16 protein-coding genes are annotated in these 18249 nt (G+C 52.3%); all 16 read right to left on the bottom strand.

What is annotated here, in order from left to right:
• Positions 1 to 45 precede the first annotated feature (45 nt).
• The 16 genes from ftsA to ACR9YC_RS03755 all read right to left on the bottom strand — a co-directional run bounded on the left by ftsA (position 46) and on the right by ACR9YC_RS03755 (position 18246).
• Positions 46 to 1320: a cell division protein FtsA gene (ftsA, locus tag ACR9YC_RS03830; protein ID WP_438730084.1), complete on the bottom strand. Its 1275-nt coding sequence runs from the start codon at positions 1318 to 1320 to the stop codon at positions 46 to 48.
• Entirely contained in the window at positions 1317 to 2237 is a 921-nt protein-coding gene (locus ACR9YC_RS03825; protein WP_438730081.1) for a cell division protein FtsQ/DivIB, read from the bottom strand. The genes ftsA and ACR9YC_RS03825 overlap by 4 nt, the downstream gene beginning before the upstream one ends.
• The gene (locus tag ACR9YC_RS03820; RefSeq protein WP_438730079.1) at positions 2234 to 3157 is read right to left on the bottom strand and encodes a D-alanine--D-alanine ligase; all 924 of its coding nucleotides are present in this window, start codon (positions 3155 to 3157) and stop codon (positions 2234 to 2236) included. Before ACR9YC_RS03820 ends, ACR9YC_RS03825 begins: the two co-directional genes overlap by 4 nt.
• Positions 3154 to 4053, bottom strand: coding sequence for a UDP-N-acetylmuramate dehydrogenase (murB, locus tag ACR9YC_RS03815; RefSeq protein ID WP_438730076.1), 900 nt, complete (start codon positions 4051 to 4053; stop codon positions 3154 to 3156). Before murB ends, ACR9YC_RS03820 begins: the two co-directional genes overlap by 4 nt.
• The gene (gene murC / locus ACR9YC_RS03810) at positions 4050 to 5468 is read right to left on the bottom strand and encodes a UDP-N-acetylmuramate--L-alanine ligase (RefSeq protein WP_438730073.1); all 1419 of its coding nucleotides are present in this window, start codon (positions 5466 to 5468) and stop codon (positions 4050 to 4052) included. Before murC ends, murB begins: the two co-directional genes overlap by 4 nt.
• The gene (gene murG, locus ACR9YC_RS03805) at positions 5468 to 6730 is read right to left on the bottom strand and encodes an undecaprenyldiphospho-muramoylpentapeptide beta-N-acetylglucosaminyltransferase (protein ID WP_438730070.1); all 1263 of its coding nucleotides are present in this window, start codon (positions 6728 to 6730) and stop codon (positions 5468 to 5470) included. The genes murC and murG overlap by 1 nt, the downstream gene beginning before the upstream one ends.
• Positions 6727 to 7962, bottom strand: coding sequence for an FtsW/RodA/SpoVE family cell cycle protein (locus tag ACR9YC_RS03800; RefSeq protein WP_438730068.1), 1236 nt, complete (start codon positions 7960 to 7962; stop codon positions 6727 to 6729). The genes murG and ACR9YC_RS03800 overlap by 4 nt, the downstream gene beginning before the upstream one ends.
• On the bottom strand, positions 7959 to 9305 hold the full coding sequence (gene murD, locus ACR9YC_RS03795) for a UDP-N-acetylmuramoyl-L-alanine--D-glutamate ligase (protein ID WP_438730065.1): 1347 nt from the start codon (positions 9303 to 9305) through the stop codon (positions 7959 to 7961). The genes ACR9YC_RS03800 and murD overlap by 4 nt, the downstream gene beginning before the upstream one ends.
• Complete coding sequence (gene mraY / locus ACR9YC_RS03790; protein ID WP_438730062.1) at positions 9302 to 10372, bottom strand: phospho-N-acetylmuramoyl-pentapeptide-transferase; 1071 nt, start codon at positions 10370 to 10372, stop codon at positions 9302 to 9304. The genes murD and mraY overlap by 4 nt, the downstream gene beginning before the upstream one ends.
• Positions 10372 to 11793, bottom strand: a complete 1422-nt coding sequence (locus ACR9YC_RS03785; protein WP_438730060.1) for a UDP-N-acetylmuramoyl-tripeptide--D-alanyl-D-alanine ligase — start codon at positions 11791 to 11793, stop codon at positions 10372 to 10374. Before ACR9YC_RS03785 ends, mraY begins: the two co-directional genes overlap by 1 nt.
• A complete protein-coding gene (locus ACR9YC_RS03780) occupies positions 11790 to 13229 on the bottom strand; it encodes a UDP-N-acetylmuramoyl-L-alanyl-D-glutamate--2,6-diaminopimelate ligase (protein ID WP_438730057.1) in 1440 nt (479 codons plus the stop codon). Before ACR9YC_RS03780 ends, ACR9YC_RS03785 begins: the two co-directional genes overlap by 4 nt.
• Positions 13230 to 13234: 5 nt before the next feature.
• A complete protein-coding gene (locus ACR9YC_RS03775) occupies positions 13235 to 14923 on the bottom strand; it encodes a peptidoglycan D,D-transpeptidase FtsI family protein (protein WP_438730054.1) in 1689 nt (562 codons plus the stop codon).
• Positions 14920 to 15543: a hypothetical protein gene (locus ACR9YC_RS03770; protein ID WP_438730051.1), complete on the bottom strand. Its 624-nt coding sequence runs from the start codon at positions 15541 to 15543 to the stop codon at positions 14920 to 14922. The genes ACR9YC_RS03775 and ACR9YC_RS03770 overlap by 4 nt, the downstream gene beginning before the upstream one ends.
• The gene (gene rsmH, locus ACR9YC_RS03765; RefSeq protein ID WP_438730048.1) at positions 15540 to 16511 is read right to left on the bottom strand and encodes a 16S rRNA (cytosine(1402)-N(4))-methyltransferase RsmH; all 972 of its coding nucleotides are present in this window, start codon (positions 16509 to 16511) and stop codon (positions 15540 to 15542) included. Before rsmH ends, ACR9YC_RS03770 begins: the two co-directional genes overlap by 4 nt.
• A complete protein-coding gene (locus ACR9YC_RS03760) occupies positions 16511 to 16981 on the bottom strand; it encodes a division/cell wall cluster transcriptional repressor MraZ (RefSeq protein ID WP_438730045.1) in 471 nt (156 codons plus the stop codon). The genes rsmH and ACR9YC_RS03760 overlap by 1 nt, the downstream gene beginning before the upstream one ends.
• 437 nt (positions 16982 to 17418) lie before the next feature.
• On the bottom strand, positions 17419 to 18246 hold the full coding sequence (locus ACR9YC_RS03755) for a Gldg family protein (RefSeq protein ID WP_438730043.1): 828 nt from the start codon (positions 18244 to 18246) through the stop codon (positions 17419 to 17421).
• Between the last annotated feature and the right edge of the window lie 3 nt (positions 18247 to 18249).

Genomic DNA, 18249 nt, shown 5'->3' with positions numbered 1-18249 from the left:
ATTTATCGCCGCTTATGATGGTCATTGTTTAGTCTGGCCTTATCGTCAATAATTTTCCCGCATAGCACGCCATAACCGCTTGATTATTGCAGAACCTGAATAGCTATGAACAGTCTGCTTATTAAGCGCCAATTGGCGTATATCTTTCGGGTCGCTATCGGCATATCGCACTAGGCCGGCCAATGTTGCAAAGGCTGGCCCACTATGCGCTTCCGGCAATCCTTCCAAACGCTTAGGGCGGCCAATACGTACTGACTGACCAAACACGCTTTGCGCATAATCCGCCACGCCTTTTAATTCAGCGCCGCCGCCTGCAAGCACAACCATCTTGCCGCGCGGCCCTGTAAAGCCGAGTTGTTTGAGCGAACGAGACACCTCTCCCAGCAGATAATCCATTTGCTGAACAATCACGCTGACCAGATCAGCACGCGCTATACGCTCATCAGCCTCATTTTGCGTGATATTCGGGTCGCTATCTCCATTGCGGCGCACTGGTATCATCTCGCGGTGATCGGCAGGGCTGGATATTGCCGAACCATAAAAGCATTTCAATCGTTCAGCTTCATGCCAGCGGATGCCGAAAGATGATGCAATGGCATCGGTAATATCAGACGCGCCAAATTGGATGCTGTGGAGACCGACCAACATGCCGTGCATGTAAAGCGAGATATTGGTGACCATCGCCCCCATCTCGACCAATGCTACGCCCAGTTCGCGTTCTTCTTCATTCAAGCAAGCAAGGCCTGTTGCAATGGGTGCCGCGACCACGGAGCGCACATCAAGATGTGCCGCTCTTACGCATTGATCGATGTTGCGAACCGGTGCGCCATCAGCAAGCACGACATGAATATCAACCCCCAAACGGTCAGCATGAAGGCCCAGCGGGTGCTTGACACCGGCCTGTCCATCAAGCGTGTAGAGCGCAGGTTCTGCGTGCAAAACCAGGCGGCCATCAGGGTCAATGGCATCGCGGCCATGGCTCAGCAGATAATCAACATCATCCTGCTCAATCCGTCCGCCGTTTAACTCCGTCTCGACCGAGGTAATATGGCTGGACAACCCGCCAGCGGTGCAGCCGACCCAGACTTGGTCGATGCTTACACCGGCCATTCTCTCCGCTTGCTCAATAGCGCTACGTACTGCATGTTCGGTCCGGTTTTTATCAATAACATGACCCTTTTTAACGCCGGAACTGACATGTTGACCCGTACCGAGCGCCAGCAAATTACCCTCTTCGGTCCGCCCAGCAATCAGCGCACTTACTTTTGAAGAACCAATATCAAGCGCTGTATAAACTTTGCTGATGGTTGATGCAGTCATTGTGCCCCCTCTTTCTCGGACTGTGCAGTATCGCCCGCACTATCTTTATCATTATCTTGTTGAGCGCGCGGCAGACGAAAATATGCCTTTTCAGGGTCGCGAAGATCAAAGAATGTGACCCCTTTGCCCAGCAAGCGATTAACGCCTTCCATCCGCGCAAAATTCACATAAGCTGCCTTTGCAGCATCCGCACCTTCCGGCAAGGCAAGTTTCTCGCCGCTATCAAATGTTACATCCCATCGGCGGCGACCAACCCATTCCGCCTCTTCAACCAAGGCAGTGAGTGCAGGTGCCTCCCCCATAATCGCGTCTAGCGCAGCAATATTTTCATTGGCATATTCCCCGCGAATAAGCGGAAGATCAAAACTATGCCCCTTGGACAGTTTTTCGAGCACGCGACCTTCTTTATCGATCAACGCCAGCGTATCGCCATTTTGCCACAAAGCATGGGGGTTATGTTCAACAATATCGACGATCAAACGGTCGGGCAGTTGCCGCGAAATTCTGGCGTCGGCAATCCAGCCAAATTGCACCAATTCATTGCGCAGAGCTTTAAGGTCAACCAGCGGCATAGAGCGGTCTTTCTCTGCCAGCACGATTTCATATACTTTCAGCTCATTGACATTCTCAAGGCCGCGCACCTCTATCTGCCGTACTTCAAACCCGGCATTAGCAGCGGTTTCAGCATATTTCGCATAGGCTTTGTCAGTCATACCAGTGATTGAGGCTACGCTATAGACACCCAGCCCGACTACACCCAGAATGGCGATCGTCATGGCCCGCCTTATCTGCTCCTGCGTGAAGGGCAGAACCGCCAGCATACGATCAAAAATACTTGTCTTCTTGATCGTCCGCCGCTTGCTGGGCTTACGGCGCGGAGATGCTTGCTTGCCGCGTTTTATCTTGGTGCTACTCATAATGCCGCCTCCACTATTTTCTCGACCAATGTTGCATAATCCATACCGGTTGCCGCCGCCTGTTCAGGAACAAGGCTGAGCGGTGTCATGCCCGGCTGCGTGTTGGTTTCCAGTGCGAACAGCCCGTCTGTTCCCATGCTGTCATCCCATCGGAAATCCGTGCGTGACACACCCTTACAACCAAGCAACCTATGCGCCTCAAGCGCATATTTCATGCACAGATCATGCACATCCTGCGGAATATCGGCAGGGCAGATATGCTCTGTAAGGCCATCCGTATATTTGGCTTCATAATCGTAAAAGCCTGACTTTGCGCGCAATTCGGTAACGGTCAGTGCCTGATCGCCGATAACCGCTGTGGTCAGCTCGCGGCCTTTGATAAAGGGTTCGGCCAGCAATTCATCAAATTCCTGCCAAGGCCCCACGGCGTCACGTGCAATCGGGTTGCCATAATTGCTGTCATCATGGACGATGGCCACACCAACGGAAGACCCTTCATTGACGGGTTTCAGCACATAAGGGCGCGGCATCGGGTCAGATGCGTAAAGGGTTTCACTGCGCACAATCTGGCCCTTTGGCATTGGGATACCGTGCGGAACCAGCGCGTTTTTGGTCAGCTCTTTATCAATCGCAATAACCGATGTCGCCATGCCGCTATGCGTGTAAGGGATTTGCATCAGATCAAGCATGCCCTGAACGCGGCCATCTTCACCCGGTGTCCCGTGCAGTGCGTTAAATACAATATCAGGGCGTAATTCGGTCAGAACAGCCGCCACATTACGGTCCATATCAATCCGGCTGACCTTATGCCCGCGGCTTTCAAGCGCTTTGGCAATGCCCTCGCCGCTCATCAAAGACACGTCGCGTTCCGCCGACCAGCCGCCCATCAAGACCGCAATATGAAGTTTGGCAAGGGTCATGCTGCTTCTCCCACGCGTTGAATTTCCCATTGCAGTTCAACGCCCGATTGTGCCTTTACCCGCTTGCGCACTTCTTCGCCCAGTGCCTCAATATCGGCGCTGCTAGCATCGCCAGTATTGATCATGAAATTTGTATGTTTCTCACTCACTTGTGCGCCGCCAATCTGGAAACCGCGACAACCAGCCGCGTCGACCAGCGCCCATGCCTTATGTCCATCAGGGTTTTTGAAAGTCGATCCACCGGTTTTGCTGCGCAAAGGTTGTGAGGATTCACGCGCATCGGCGATACGGTCCATCTCTGCCTGTATTGCCTCTTTATCGCCTAGCGTACCGTGAAAGCGCGCGCTGACAACAATTGCCCCGTCTGGCAAGGCGCTGTGGCGATAGCTATAGTTTAACGCGTCAACCGGCAATGTGACCAGCGCGCCATCGCGCAGCACGACATCGCAAGAGACCAATATGTCAGCCACCTCACGGCCATAGGCGCCGCCATTCATGCGCACAAAACCACCAACAGTGCCCGGAATACCGCGCAAAAATTCTAAACCGGCCTGATGTGCATCACGCGCTTTTGAGGACACCAATATGCCCGAGGCTCCGCCGCCGCACACCATATGGCCGTCATCGTCCTGCGTTACAGTGGCAAAGGCCTTGCCCAGCCGCACGGTCACACCGCGCACACCGCCATCACGCACAATCAGGTTAGAGCCAAGCCCCAATGGCCAAACCGGCATATCCGCATCTATCTGACGCAAAAAATCCTGCAAATCGGCAATATCCGCTGGTTCAAACAACAGGTCAGCCGGCCCACCAGACTTGAACCACACAAGCGGGGCCAAAGGCGCATTTTGCTTTAGCTTGCCTCTTACAACAGGAAGGGTAAGCGCGGCCATCATTTCATCACTTCCTGAACAGCATCGGCCAAGCCCGCCGCCCATTTGGTGATGTCACCTGCACCAAGGCAGACAATCATATCTCCTGCTTGAATTTGTCCGGCAAGCACTGTCGCCAAATCATTGATATTGCCGACCACATTGGCTTCACGGTGACCACGCTGACGCAGACCATTGACCAGCGCCAAGCTGTCTATGCCGTCTATCGGATCTTCCCCTGCGGCAAAAACCGGCGTGATATACACGCTATCAGCATCATTAAATGCCTGCTGGAAATCGTCCATAAGCTCATTGAGGCGCGTATAGCGGTGCGGCTGCATGACGGCGAAAATCCGGCCGTCCACGCCCTCCCGAGCGGCGGCCAATACTGCGCGAATTTCCACTGGGTGATGGCCATAATCATCAATCACCGGCACTTCGCTATCAGATATATTTACCGCGCCAACTTTGGTGAAGCGCCGCTTCACGCCGCCAAATTTGGCAAAGCCCGATTGCACCTGCGTATCGCTAAGGCCCATTTGCAGACCAACAGCCACAGCAGCCAGCGCATTTTGGACATTATGTTTGCCCGGCATCGGCAATTCTATGCCCTCTATCTGGCGGACATCACCATCGCGGTCGCGCACTGCAACGTCGAAAACATTGCCGCCCGGCATTGGCGTAACATTGTGACCGCGCACATCCGCTTGCGCACTAAATCCATAGGTAACGATCCTGCGGTCCTTGATACGCGGCAACAATGCCTGCACTTCAGGATGATCGAGGCACATCATGGCAGCCCCGTAAAAAGGCACATTCTCAATAAATTCGACAAAGGCATTTTTGACTTTTTCAAAACTGCCATAATGGTCCAAATGCTCAGGGTCGATATTGGTGACGACCGCCAAAGTGCCATCTAACCGCAAAAAGCTGCCATCGCTCTCATCAGCTTCAACAACCATCCATTCGCTGGTGCCCAGCCGCGCATTAGAGCCATAATTATTGATGATGCCGCCATTGATAACCGTGGGGTCAATACCGCCTGCATCCAGCATCGCCGCAACCATTGATGTGGTGGTGGTCTTGCCATGCGTGCCAGCAATGGCCACTGTCGATTTCAGGCGCATCAACTCGGCCAGCATCTCTGCCCGGCGCACAACCGGAATGCGGTTCTGCAAGGCATAAGCCACTTCAGGGTTTGTCCGTCTGATCGCTGTAGAGGTCACTAGCACCGCAGCTTCAGCAACATTTTCCGGGCTATGGTCTTGGAAGATCGCAATGCCTTTGGACTTAAGTCTTTGAACGACTGGCCCATCGGACAGATCGCTACCCTGCACCTGATAACCCAGATTGTGCATTACCTCGGCAATACCGGACATGCCGATACCGCCAATGCCGACAAAGTGGATAATTCCAATATCCGTTCCAACACCACGCATTAGTGATTGCGCTCCTTTTCCTGCGTTTTGGCCAATGCAGGTTTCACACTTGCGCCTTGCTGCTTCGCCGGCGCCATACGGATAGCGTCAGAAATTCCACTAGGACCGATATTCTCTACCAAGTCTGCCAAATCACTCGTCGCATTAGGATAGCCGCATTTGTGCGCAGCCAAAGCCGCATTGTTGAGTGCCGCAGGGTCTTTGGCAATCTGCCTGACCTGTTTTGCCAATTGCTTAGCCATTTCGCTCAAGGCTTTGGCATGATCTCTTGACGCTTTGCCTTCCAGATCAGTTTGCTGCGTCACCGTGATTTTTGGTTGCACGATGGTCCGCGCACCCCCTGCTTTTACCATCTCGCGTGCATTGATGGTCTGATGATCATCAGTGGCGAAGGGCAGCGGGATCAAAATCGCGGGTCGGCCCACAACTGTCAGCTCTGCAATTGTTGATGCGCCTGATCGCCCGATAAACAGATGCGACCAACCAAGACGGTCGGGCAAATCGTCAATATAGGTTGCCAGCTCCGCAGGGATATTATGCTCGGCATAGCGTGCACGGACATAATCAATATCTTCTTCGCGGCATTGCTGCGTCACTTGCAGCCGGTGGCGCAAATAGGCAGGCAACATGGCCAGACCGTCAGGCACCACCTCAGACAATATGCGGGCACCTTGACTGCCGCCTGTCACCAGAACACGAAACAATCCATCGGTTAGAAAAGGCGGATAATCTTTGGTTCTCAGCTCCAATATCTCATCACGCACAGGATTGCCGACCAGATGGGTTTTGTCTTTATATTTCGGGTCCAGCCCTTCGATTTTTTTATAAGCTGTCGCAATCGCACTGACACGGCGTGCCATCAGACGGTTCACTCTGCCAAAAACCGAATTTTGCTCATGCACCAGCGTCGGCACTTTCATGGAATGTGCGGCCAGCAAGGTCGGCAAAGCCGGATAGCCACCAAAGCCGACTACGGCTGTCGGTTCAAAAGTCGTGAACAACTGCTTTGCCATTTTGCGCGCTGTCCAAATGCTTTTCAGGCCTTTTAGCCGCGCAATCGGGTTACCACTCAATCGGCCTGTCGGCAGAATATGGATCTGTGCTTCCTCAAAAGCACCGGGTATTTTTGCGCCGCGCTCATCGGTTAGCAGTGCAACGCGGTGACCGCGGCGCATAAGCTCCTTGCCCAGCGAATAGGCCGGTATCATATGGCCGCCAGTTCCTCCGGCAGCGAGCACATAATGGCGCGTGATATTGGTCATCCTGTGTGCCACTCCAAACCTTGGCTATCCCTATTGGTCAGTGAGCGGTCAAGATATGGGTTGCGGCGACTAAAGGCCAGCAGCAAACCAGCGGCAAAGCACAGCGCAATCATGGATGAGCCACCATAGCTGACAAATGGCAAAGTCATGCCTTTGGACGGAAACAGCTGGAGGTTCACCGCCATATTGATCATCGCCTGTCCACCAATTTGCGCAACCAGTCCAGTTACTGCAAGTGAGGTGAAAAGGTCGTTTTCTTCCTGTAGGCGCATCAGCACACGACCAATCAAAATCAAATAGATTATCGCGATTGCAGCACAGGCAAACAGGCCAAATTCTTCTCCAACGACCGAAAAGATATAATCAGTATGCGCCTCAGGCAGCCGAAACTTCGCGGTACCAAGACCTGGTCCTGCACCTATGAAACCGCCATTGGTAAGCGTTTTGTGCGCCAAAGACACCTGATCAAAACTGTCGCCGCCAAATAGCCAGCTGTTAATCCGTGCAGTGGCAGTTGGGTAAAGAAAATAGGCGCCCAGCAATCCGCCAACACCGCCAGCCATGGTCAGAGCAATAATTTGTGCAGAAAGCCCGGCCAGCAGGACCAGCACAAACCAGATGCCGAAAAAGACGATAGTCGCGCCCAGATTAGGCTGCATCATCAGCAGGCAAGCCACGGATGCGAACAAAAAGCCGCTGAACAATGTGACAGGCAGCGACGGGTCACGCACTTTCAGCGACAATATCCACGCAACAGTGACCGCAAAAGCAGGCTTTAGAAACTCTGACGGCTGAATGGTTAGACCATAGCCAATCCAACGCTGCGCACCATTTTTGGACTCGCCTAATATTGGCACCAGCATTAGCAATATACCAAAACCTATCATCGCCAAGATCGCCAGCCTACGTGCCTCTTTTTTGGGCAACATAGACACCACGATCATAACGGGTATGCCCGCGGCCAGCCAACGCAATTGGCGGTAGAAGAAATATAACGGGTCTAACGTCACGCGATCAGTTGAAAGACGCTCAGCAGTGGCGGGAGATGCAGCGGCAATTGCAATCAAACCAATCGCCATCAAGATCAACATTATCGATAAGGCAATACGGTCAATTTCCCAAAACCATATGGCCAATTGCGAGCGGTCAGACCGGCCCAATCTGTTGGAAAAGCGGCGTGAAATGCCCTCACTAAAAACAATCGATGGGCGCTTTACAGCGTTATCGTTCATAGCTGGACCTCCCGAACACCCTGCTCGCACACAATTTTATTGACCACGGCCTTGAACGCATCACCCCGCGCTTCGAAGTCACGAAATTGATCAAAGGACGCGCATGCCGGGGACAGCAAGATGACATCCCCCGTCACAGCATTTTCAAAAGCCGCCATTATCGCGCTGCATAGCATCTCATTATGCTCCACCGGCAAGTGCGGTCCAATCAGCTTATCAAATGCGGGTGCCGCCTCACCAATAAGATATGCCTTTTTAACGTTGCCATAATGCGGCGTGCATTCGTCCAAATTATCAGTCTTTGGCAATCCACCAACAATCCAATGGATGTTTTTATATGCCGCCAAAGCCGGTGCCGTAGAGGCAGGATTGGTTGCCTTGCTATCGTTCACAAATGTGACGCCATTATGCTGCGTCACCACTTCCATACGGTGTGATAGACCAGAGAAAGAACGCAATCCGGAGGCAATCTGTATGCGTGAAAGGCCAAGTTTATAACATATGGTCGCAGCAACTTCGGCATTTTCTAAATTATGCGGGCCTTGCAGATTGGGCCATTCATCCTGCTTTAGCCAAGTTGCTGAACCGCATTGTACATTGCCTGAACCATGGCCTTCATTATAGCTTATTGCACGCAACTTGCTGGCAACTCTGCCCGCTTCGTAATCACTACCCCCGAACACAGAGACGCCAGCGCTCTGCATATCGAAAATCCGCTCTTTCGACGCGACATATTGCGCAAAATCATCATTATAACGTTCAAGATGGTCCGGCGTGATATTGAGTAAGGCCGCAATGTCACAATCAAGACTGTGGGTCAGGTCTATCTGATAACTGGAGAGTTCCAGGACATAAACCGCAGGGCCTTTATCATTAGGCTCCAAAGGCGTTTGCCCCATGATAGGCAGGCCAATATTGCCCCCCATCAGACTGTTAACACCAACGCCTTGCAAAATGTGATGTACCAAAGCCGTGGTTGTCGACTTACCATTGGTGCCAGTGATGCCGACAACTTTATGGTCAGGCAGATTTGGTCGTGCCATAGCAAAAAGTTCGATATCACCGATAAGTGGAACATCATATTTGGCGGCGATATCGCGCACTGGATGGCGGTTAATAGGCACACCTGGCGATACAATGATGGCCGCATAGCCGGTCAGATCCGCCTGTAATATATCGCCAATAACAGTTCCTGCCGGCACTGCTTCACGCGCATCCTGACGTGTGTCCCATGCCAGAACATGCGCTCCGGATGCTAGCAAGGCCTCAACCACAGCCATGCCTGAGCGCGCCAGCCCCAATACGGCAAATTTCTTATCGGCAAAGGCGGTGCTGGTAATCATCTGAGTTTGAGCGTTGCCAATCCTGCCAAGGCCAATATCAGCGAGATAATCCAGAAACGGATAACCACAGTGGATTCAGCCCAGCCTTTTTGTTCAAAATGGTGGTGAATAGGTGCCATCAGGAAAACGCGGCGGCCCGTGCGTTTATATACCGCAACCTGTATGATGACCGACAATGCTTCCAGAACAAACAATCCGCCGACAATGGCGAGAACAATCTCATGGTGAGCAGATACCGCAATGGCACCCAGTGCCCCGCCAAGAGCCAGAGAGCCTGTATCGCCCATAAAAACAGCGGCAGGCGGCGCATTGAACCATAAAAAGGCAAGGCAACCGCCAATAATCGCCCCACAAAATATGGCCAGTTCGCCAACGCCTTCCACATAAGGGATGCCTAGATAGCCGGAAAAAACCGTATTGCCGACCAGATAGACAATGATCAAAAATGTCACGCTGGCGATCACCACCGGCATGGTTGCCAGACCATCTAGGCCATCAGTCAGGTTCACGGCATTGCCTGCTCCCACCATGACAAAGGCTGCAAAAGCAAAATATAACAGACCGAGATCAAAAGCCAGATTGTTGAAAAACGGCACATACAGCAATGTGCCTGTTTTGCTGAGGATCAACCATGCGGCGAAGCCTGCAATAATGAATTCAAGCAACAGGCGAATGCGGCCAGACACACCTTTATGGCTGCCCGAACGCACCTTGTCATAATCATCCAGAAAACCAATAGCGCCAAAGCCCAATGTCACGAACAGGCAAGCCCAGACAAACAGGTTGCGAAAGTCCATCCAAATCAACAATGACGACGTCAATGAGATTAGGATCATCAAGCCGCCCATTGTAGGCGTACCGCGCTTGGCCAAATGGGTTTGCGGGCCATCTTCACGAATGGGCTGCCCCTTACCCTGGCGAACACGCAACATATCAATAAAGCGCGGACCGATCAGCATGCCAATGAATAGGGCAGTGATGACCGCCGCTCCTGAACGGAAACTCAAATAGCGGATGATATTGAAGATGCCTTCAAATTCCATCCATTCTGCCAAAAGATACAACATTATGCGTCCCCATCGGCAGGCAGCTCATCAGTCAGAGCCTTAACCACCGATCCCAAACCCAGAGAATTAGACCCTTTGACCAAAATGACATCGCCTGCGTTAAGCGTTGTGCGCAGCTGATCAAGAGCCTGTGATGAATCCGCCACATGCGCGACTTGCCCCTTATACTCAAGCATATTGGCAAGCTTTTCCGAAAGAATTTGCATCTCTTCACCAACCAATATGCATTGATCGATCTGAGCAGCAATAATTGGTGCAGATAGACCAGCGTGTAAATCGTCTGATTGCGCGCCCAATTCCTTCATCGCGCCCAATATGGCAACCCGCCGCTGCGCCGATGTTTGCCCCAAATCCCCCAGAGTAACAGCCATAGAGGCAGGATTGGCATTATAGCTTTCATCGATGACCAATATACTGCCGTCAGCGACGGTCAGACTGTGCCTTGCTCCGCGGCCTGCAAGACCTTCCACCTCTGCCAACGCCAATCCAGCAACGCCCAGATCACCGCCTACAGCTTGAACGCCTGCCAATATCGCCAGAGAGTTCATCACCCAATGCGGGCCGGGCTGTGCAATGCGATACACCAGCAATTGACCATTGAGCATAGCAGTCACCAAAGTGCCGCCTTCCATAGCCGGAAGCTGATCAACCACATGGCAATCCGCCTCTGGCGACGTGCCAAAAGTAATGATGTTGCTGGCGCAATCTTCCGCCTTTTTGTACAAAATGCCGTAATGCGGATTATCATAAGGGATGATCGCAGTTCCGCCGGCTTCCAATCCTTCAAATATCTCTGCCTTGGCCTCTGCAATGGCGGCCTCATTTTTGAAAAACTCGATATGCGCCGATGCAACCGTTGTCACGATTGCGACATGCGGCCTTACCATCTGCGTCAGTGCGGACAGTTCACCCTTATGGTTCATGCCCATTTCCAGAACCGCAAAATCGCTCTCTTGCGGCATACGCGAGAGGCTTAATGGCACACCGACATGGTTGTTATAGCTCTTGACCGAGCGGTGGGCGCTGCGCGATGGCAGTCTTTCCAGTGCTTGATGCAGGGCTTCTTTTGTGCCGGTTTTTCCAGCCGAGCCAGTGACGCCGATGATGACGGCATCCGTGCGCGCACGTGCGGCGACACCCAAGGCTTCAAGCGCTGCTGCACTGTCAGACACGACTATTGCCGGCCCTTCTTCGCAAGCACGTTCACAAATAACCCCTGCCGCACCATTAGCGAACGCCTTGGTGATATAATCATGCCCATCAGCCTGCTCACCGCGCATCGCGACGAACAGATCGCCCGGCCCGACTTCACGAGAGTCAAAGGCCACGCCATTGGCTGTAAAATCGCCATGAAGTTGGCCATTAACGGCCTTCGCAATGGCCTGTGCTGTCCATAGCGGCTGTTGCGCTTGATCCGTCATGCCGCACACTCCCGAGCAACCTGCACATCATCAAACGGAATAACGCGCTCATCAGCACCAGCGCCGATAATCTGTCCCGTCTCATGGCCTTTGCCAGCCAACAAGATAATATCGCCCTTTTGTGCAATAGAAACGGCATACGCAATTGCTGCACGGCGATCGCCAATTTCCTCGGCATCTGGTACAGACTGCATAATATCATGGCGGATAGCCCCAGGGTCTTCACCGCGCGGATTGTCATCAGTCACGATCACAATGTCGGAGCTCTCGCTCGCCACACGGCCCATTTCAGGCCGCTTGCCTTTATCTCTGTCCCCACCTGCGCCAAATATTGTTATCAGCTTGCCAGATACATGGGGCCGCAGCGCAATGATTGCGCTTTCCAATGCATCCGGCGTATGGGCATAATCGACATATATTGGCGCTCCAGAAGCGCAGATAACCGCACGTTCCAAACGGCCGCGAACGGGTTGCAGGCGCTTGACCAGATCAAAAACACTATCCGCTGCGACACCGCTGGCAATCGCGATAGCTGCTGAAACCAGTGCATTGGCGACCTGATACGCACCGATAAGCGGTAGGTTGATCGCATAATCCTTGCCGGCATATTGCACTGATAATTGCTGCCCCAATACTGTGGGTGTGCGTGATAGCAATTTCACATGCTCGCCTTGCTGGCCAACAGTCATTATCTGCGTCCCGCGCGCTTTCGCCTTTTCTATCACGTCATTTGAATGCGCATCATCAGCCCATATGACCGCGTGACCATTGCTGGACAGCACCTCATCAAACAAGCGCATTTTCGCGGCGAAATAGTCTTCCATAGTGCCGTGATAATCCAGATGGTCGCGGCTAAAATTGGTAAAGGCCGCAATATTCACTGGCAGTCCCTCAGTGCGATATTGCGATAGTCCGTGGCTGGATGCCTCAAAAATTGCATGACTGATGCCCTGTTTTGCCATGCCCGCCATATTGGACAAAAAGGTAACGATATCCGGCGTGGTAAGGCCTGTATAAGCATGGTCGAACGAAGTTGTGATGCCCAATGTGCCGATGGAAGCGGATTGCAGACCTGCCATATGCCAAAGCTGGCGAGTCATTTCTGCTGTCGATGTTTTGCCATTGGTGCCAGTTACGGCGGCCGTCATTTGCGGCATAGGCTGATAGAAACGCGCCGCTGCCTGCGCAAAAATACGGCGCGGCTGCACATCAGCGATATGCGTTCCGCCGGAAACATTGGCTTCTGGCCGTGCGACAATAGCCGCAGCACCCGCTGCCAGCGCATCCTGAATAAAGTCCTCACCATTGAAGCGGGCACCAGCAAATGCACCGAACACATTGCCGCGTGCGACTTTGCGGTGATCAATGGCAAAACCGGTCACCTTTTGGCCACCGGTCGAAAGTCCGTGATCGGGAAAAAGAGAAGCCAGATCCACTATAATCAGCCCCCTGCTTTCCACAGCAAAGGCGTAAGCTCGCTGATATTAACATCGCGTCGTTTATCCGGCATCACACCCAACATCGGGCCGATGCGCGGCACCAGGTTTCTAATCACAGGTGCGGCAGTATAGGCCGCTGTTCTCTGAAAGGATGAGGCAGCATTGCCCGACGGTTCGTCAATCATGCTGATGACAACATAACGCGGGTTATCCATCGGGAAGGCCGCAGCAAAAGTAGAAACGAGTGACTTTTTATTATATCCGCCATCTTCTGGTTTTTCTGCCGAACCGGTTTTGCCGCCGATACGAAAGCCGTCCGCGTCTGCGCTGCGCCCTGTACCATGCACCACAATCATGCGTAGCAATTGGCGCATTCTTGCGCTGGTTGAGGCTTTGAAAACACGGCGACCAGCAGGGATTTCGCTTTCACGCAGTTTCTTGATGCTCGCGGGGCGCCAGATACCGCCATTGACCATAGCCGCATAAGCGGATGCCAAGTGCATTGGCGTCACCGATATACCATGACCATAAGCAATGGTCATATTGTTGGTCCGGCCCCATTTAGAAGGCCATAAAGGTTGCGCCTTTTGATCAAGATCAATTTCGGGCGGCACATCAAAACCAAGTGAGCGCACCAGTTTTTGCATGCGTTCCGCACCCAGATTATCCGCCAATCTGGCAGTCACAATATTGGAGCTGTGCACTAATGTTTCAGGAACATTCAAATAACGGTTTTGTGGGTGGTCATCCTTAATCACAAAACCGGCTATACGGATAGGTTGGGTCGCATCATAACGGGTTGCCAGATTGGTAACGGTTCCTGCATCAAGCGCTGCAGCCACAGTCAATGGTTTGAAAGTTGAGCCTAGCTCATAAACATTATTGGTCACGGTATTGAGCTGACGTGGAATATCGCTTTTCTGAATTTTATTGGGGTTAAATTCAGGCATAGACGCCAGCGCGATAACTTCGCCGCTATCGACATCAAGAATGATTCCAGCCGCGCCCTTTGCCTCCAGCCGCAACATTTGCGAGCCCAATTCCTGCTCCAGAGCGGCCTGAACACGCGCATCCATCGCAAGCTCCAGCGGCTGACTGCGCATATCTTCTTGTTTCAAAAGCGAGTTCATCGCGCCCTCGACACCCATCGCGCCTTCTTCATCGGCATTCACATAGCCCAGCAAATGTGCGCCTAGGCTATGCTGCGGATAAAAGCGTTCATTCTCTGATGGGAAGTCGAAGCCGACCTCACCCAGTGCATGCACGCGATTGGCAACTTCCGGAACGACGCGGCGGCGCAAATAGGTCGGCTTATTGCGGTTGAGAATTTGCAAAAACTTTTGTGCGCTCGTGTCTGGAAATATTTCTGCCAACTGTTCGGACAATACGGCTTTGTCGCCAATGATCTTTTCTGGAACAACGCGGATTGCAAAAGCCTGAATAGTTCTTGCCAAAGGCACGCCATTGCGATCGACAATATCCCCGCGCGGCGGAATGTAGAGCGTGCCATTATTGCTAGCGACATTATGCTCTTCAAATGCGCCAATATAAAAAAGGCGCGAAATCATAGCCACAACCGCCAATAGGAATAGCAGCAGAACAACAATTGCACGCACTTTGGCAACGACCAATGCTTGCGACTGGAAGGTTGCAAGGCGGACACGCTCCTGCCCTTTGGCGACGACCATCATTGTTGCACGCCTCCCGCTATATCAACCTCTGGCTCACTATCTTGCTTCTGCGGCGCTATATTCTCACTATCATCTGCCTGACGAGAGGCTGGCTCATCAGCAATTTGTCCCGATGCTTCCGGCAATGATTGATCCAGCGATGGAACTACTGCGATGGCGACATCTTTAGCGGCACCCTCATCTTGTTCAGCATTGTCTTTGGCCGCATCGTCTTCTGTGGTTTTGGGAATAGGAATGCCATCCCCAAAAGGTGAGCCAATCGTGCCGGCAGCATTGCCAACATCAACCATGGCCACCTGCACAATATCGTTCAGCCTGTCGCGGCCTTTGCCCAGATTGGCCAAAGCACGCTCACTGCCCAGATATTGGTCCGCTGTTGGCGCGCTATAGCCATAGTCCAGCTCGTTCCACAGACCGAGTTGCTTCAGGCTGGCCCGGGTTGCAAATTCCGTCTCCAAATAGCGGATACGGCGCTTACTTTGTACGATCTTGCTCTCAGTACGCGCCAAATCACTGCGCAATGTCGCAACGCTGAGCGACAGCGGATAGAGAGAAATAGCGACGATCAAAACCAGTGCTATCCAGCCCAGATTTTTCAACTTACCAAATGCCAATCTCATGCCGCTTCCTTCCATGCAGGAGCGTCAGTGCGGATTGCGCTGCGCAATATGGCCGAGCGTGCACGCGGGTTGCGAAGACACTCATCTTCGCTGGCCCGCACAGCCTTGGCCGGTTTCAAAAAGCTGGGCGCGTTACTTGCCACAGGAGCAATAGGCATATGCCGCGTTGCGCCAGCAACTTTGCCAGAGCGCTTGCGCAAAAACTGTTTGACCACGCGATCTTCAAGGCTGTGAAAGCTCACAACAACAAGTCGCCCGCCAGGGGTAAGCATGTCTTCGGCGGCCAGCAGGCCCTTGCGTAGCTCTTCCAACTCTTGATTCACATGGATGCGAATGGCTTGAAAGCTGCGCGTTGCAGGGTCTTTCTTCATGCCAGAATGATAGCCCAGCACCTTGTGAATAACCTGCACCAGCTCACGCGTGCGGGTAAGCGGCCTTGCGGCAACTATAGCGCGGGCAATACGCCGCGATTGGCGTTCTTCGCCATAGGTGAACAAGATATCGGCAATAACATTTTCATCAGCATTGTTCAGAAAGTCAGCGGCACTTTCGCCATCTTGCGCCATCCGCATGTCGAGCGGGCCATCTTCGCGGAAAGAGAAGCCTCGCTCGGGTTGATCCAGCTGCATGGATGACACACCAATATCAAAAACTATGCCGTCAACAGTCGCAATGTTGGCAGCACGCAATTGTTCTGACAGATTTGAAAATGTCGCGGCGTGAAAGACCAGTTTTTCAGGGAATTGCGATTGCAAAGCTTCAGCATGACCTTTTGCTTCTGGATCACGATCAAAACCGTGAACAATTGCGCAGGCCTCCAGCATTGCGCGGCTGTATCCGCCAGCGCCAAAGGTCGCATCCACATGCCGCTCACCTTGTTTTATAGCCATTGCCGCAAGCACTTCAGACAACATTACGGGCACATGCTGCGCATATTGTGCGGACTTATCCAAAGAGGGTTTTACCATCAGGCCTTGCCCTCCGCTTCTTCACGAAGGACCGGCAAAATACGCTGAGCATCACGCAATGCACGGACATTGGTATCGAGCGCGAGCAATTTATTTGGGTTCCAAATCTGAAATTGTGGACCTGCACCGATCAACATGGCTTCATCTTCAATTTCCGCCAGCAAGCGCGCAGCCCGCGGAAAAACAAAACGCCCACTGGCATCAAAGCTCATTTCTTCAACCGTGCCGGAACCGCCCAAATCCTCCAACTCTATATCGAAATCAGGGTCCAAGCCCTCTAGCTTTTCCTGTTTTCGCAATGGTTCGCTATCGATTTGCAGCTGGCGGCTTTCACCATAGCCGACGAGACAATCAAATTGGGAAAAGCGCGATACGAGGAGTTTGCGAGCGCCGGAGCTTTCCTCAACCACTTTGCGGAACTTAGCCGGCAGCACAAAGCGGTCTTTCTCGCCGCGCTGTACATAGGCCATACCCCGATATCTATAAGATGGCTGCTCCGCCAAAAACCTTACCCCGCGCTGTGACGGGCCACAACAAAGCTCTCATGTTCTGCAATGCGCGGTGCACAGCGCATTGCGGTGTCCGAATAGACAAACATGGATTAGCCTCTAACCCGATCGTCGATTTCTAACAGGGGTTTTTACGGGATTAAAGGGGTAATCACGGGCAACTGATAAGTAAATTATCTAAACATCTAATAAGTAATGATATTTTCAAAAGCAATTTTACAACAGTTTTATAAAGTTCATTTTTTGTTCTATTTTTGAAAAGTGTATATCATGTGGATAAGCTGTTGATAATGCAAAATCCATGTCCTCTTGAAGAGAGCGGCTATTTGATTATGGGCAGAGTCGCACATGGCTGCCTATGGGTATTACGGCCTAATATTGCACCTGATTTTAGCCCTTTATCCTGCCGTCAATTGCAACAATGATGCGACACTGTTCCAATTACCGCTGCCCAATATGGGCGCATGAGCCTCAGCTCCATCTACAGGGTAAAACTCTGCTTGCAGCATATCTGCATCGCTGACCAAAACGGCGCGGCCCTTGCCGACATTGCACGCTGCAACGGCATCATCATAACGCAGGGTACATTGCGCTTCGCTATTTCCACTTTTTATAAAATGGCCAGATTGCACAACAATCATCGCATTTGATCGGTCGGCTAATGACCATGCGCCTTCTGGTTGATCGTCATCAATCTGCTGTTCCAGCCCCCAATATGCAAATAGGGGTGACAATAATGTAGCGCCCTCCGGACGGCGAGCATCTCCAACGGAGAAGATACTGGGCCAGAACAATGCAGGGTCCGCAAAAACCAAGGCCTTGCCTCCTCCTCTGACCCATGCATCAAATTGCGCCAATTGTTCAGGGGAAAATGGCCTTGATTGCGCCAATATGAGCAAATCTGGCTGAGAGGAAAGCGCTGCGGTAAGATCGTCATAAATCTCTGGTGAAAGTGTGTTTGACCAAAAAACACCTAGGGGGTGAGCCTCTGCATCAGGCTTTTCAGTTGCGCCAAGGGCATCGGCGATATTTGCTGTCTCGGGAGAAAATAACGGCAAGCTCGTCATTATCGCAACATTAGCTGTATCTCCGCTAATGGAAGGATTCGGCGCAGCATCAATTGCTGGTGATTTGGCAGTGTAGATATAGTATGAAACCGCCGCTGCCCCCACGATCATGACAGAATAGAGAAGAAGCATGAAAAAGGACGGTTTACTTTTCGTCATACT

The organism is Parasphingorhabdus sp. DH2-15 (assembly GCF_051668705.1).
In the GTDB taxonomy this organism is placed as follows: Bacteria; Pseudomonadota; Alphaproteobacteria; order Sphingomonadales; family Sphingomonadaceae; genus Alterisphingorhabdus.
Note: the sequence above shows the minus strand (reverse complement) of the source record. Positions and strands in the feature narration are given on the sequence as shown.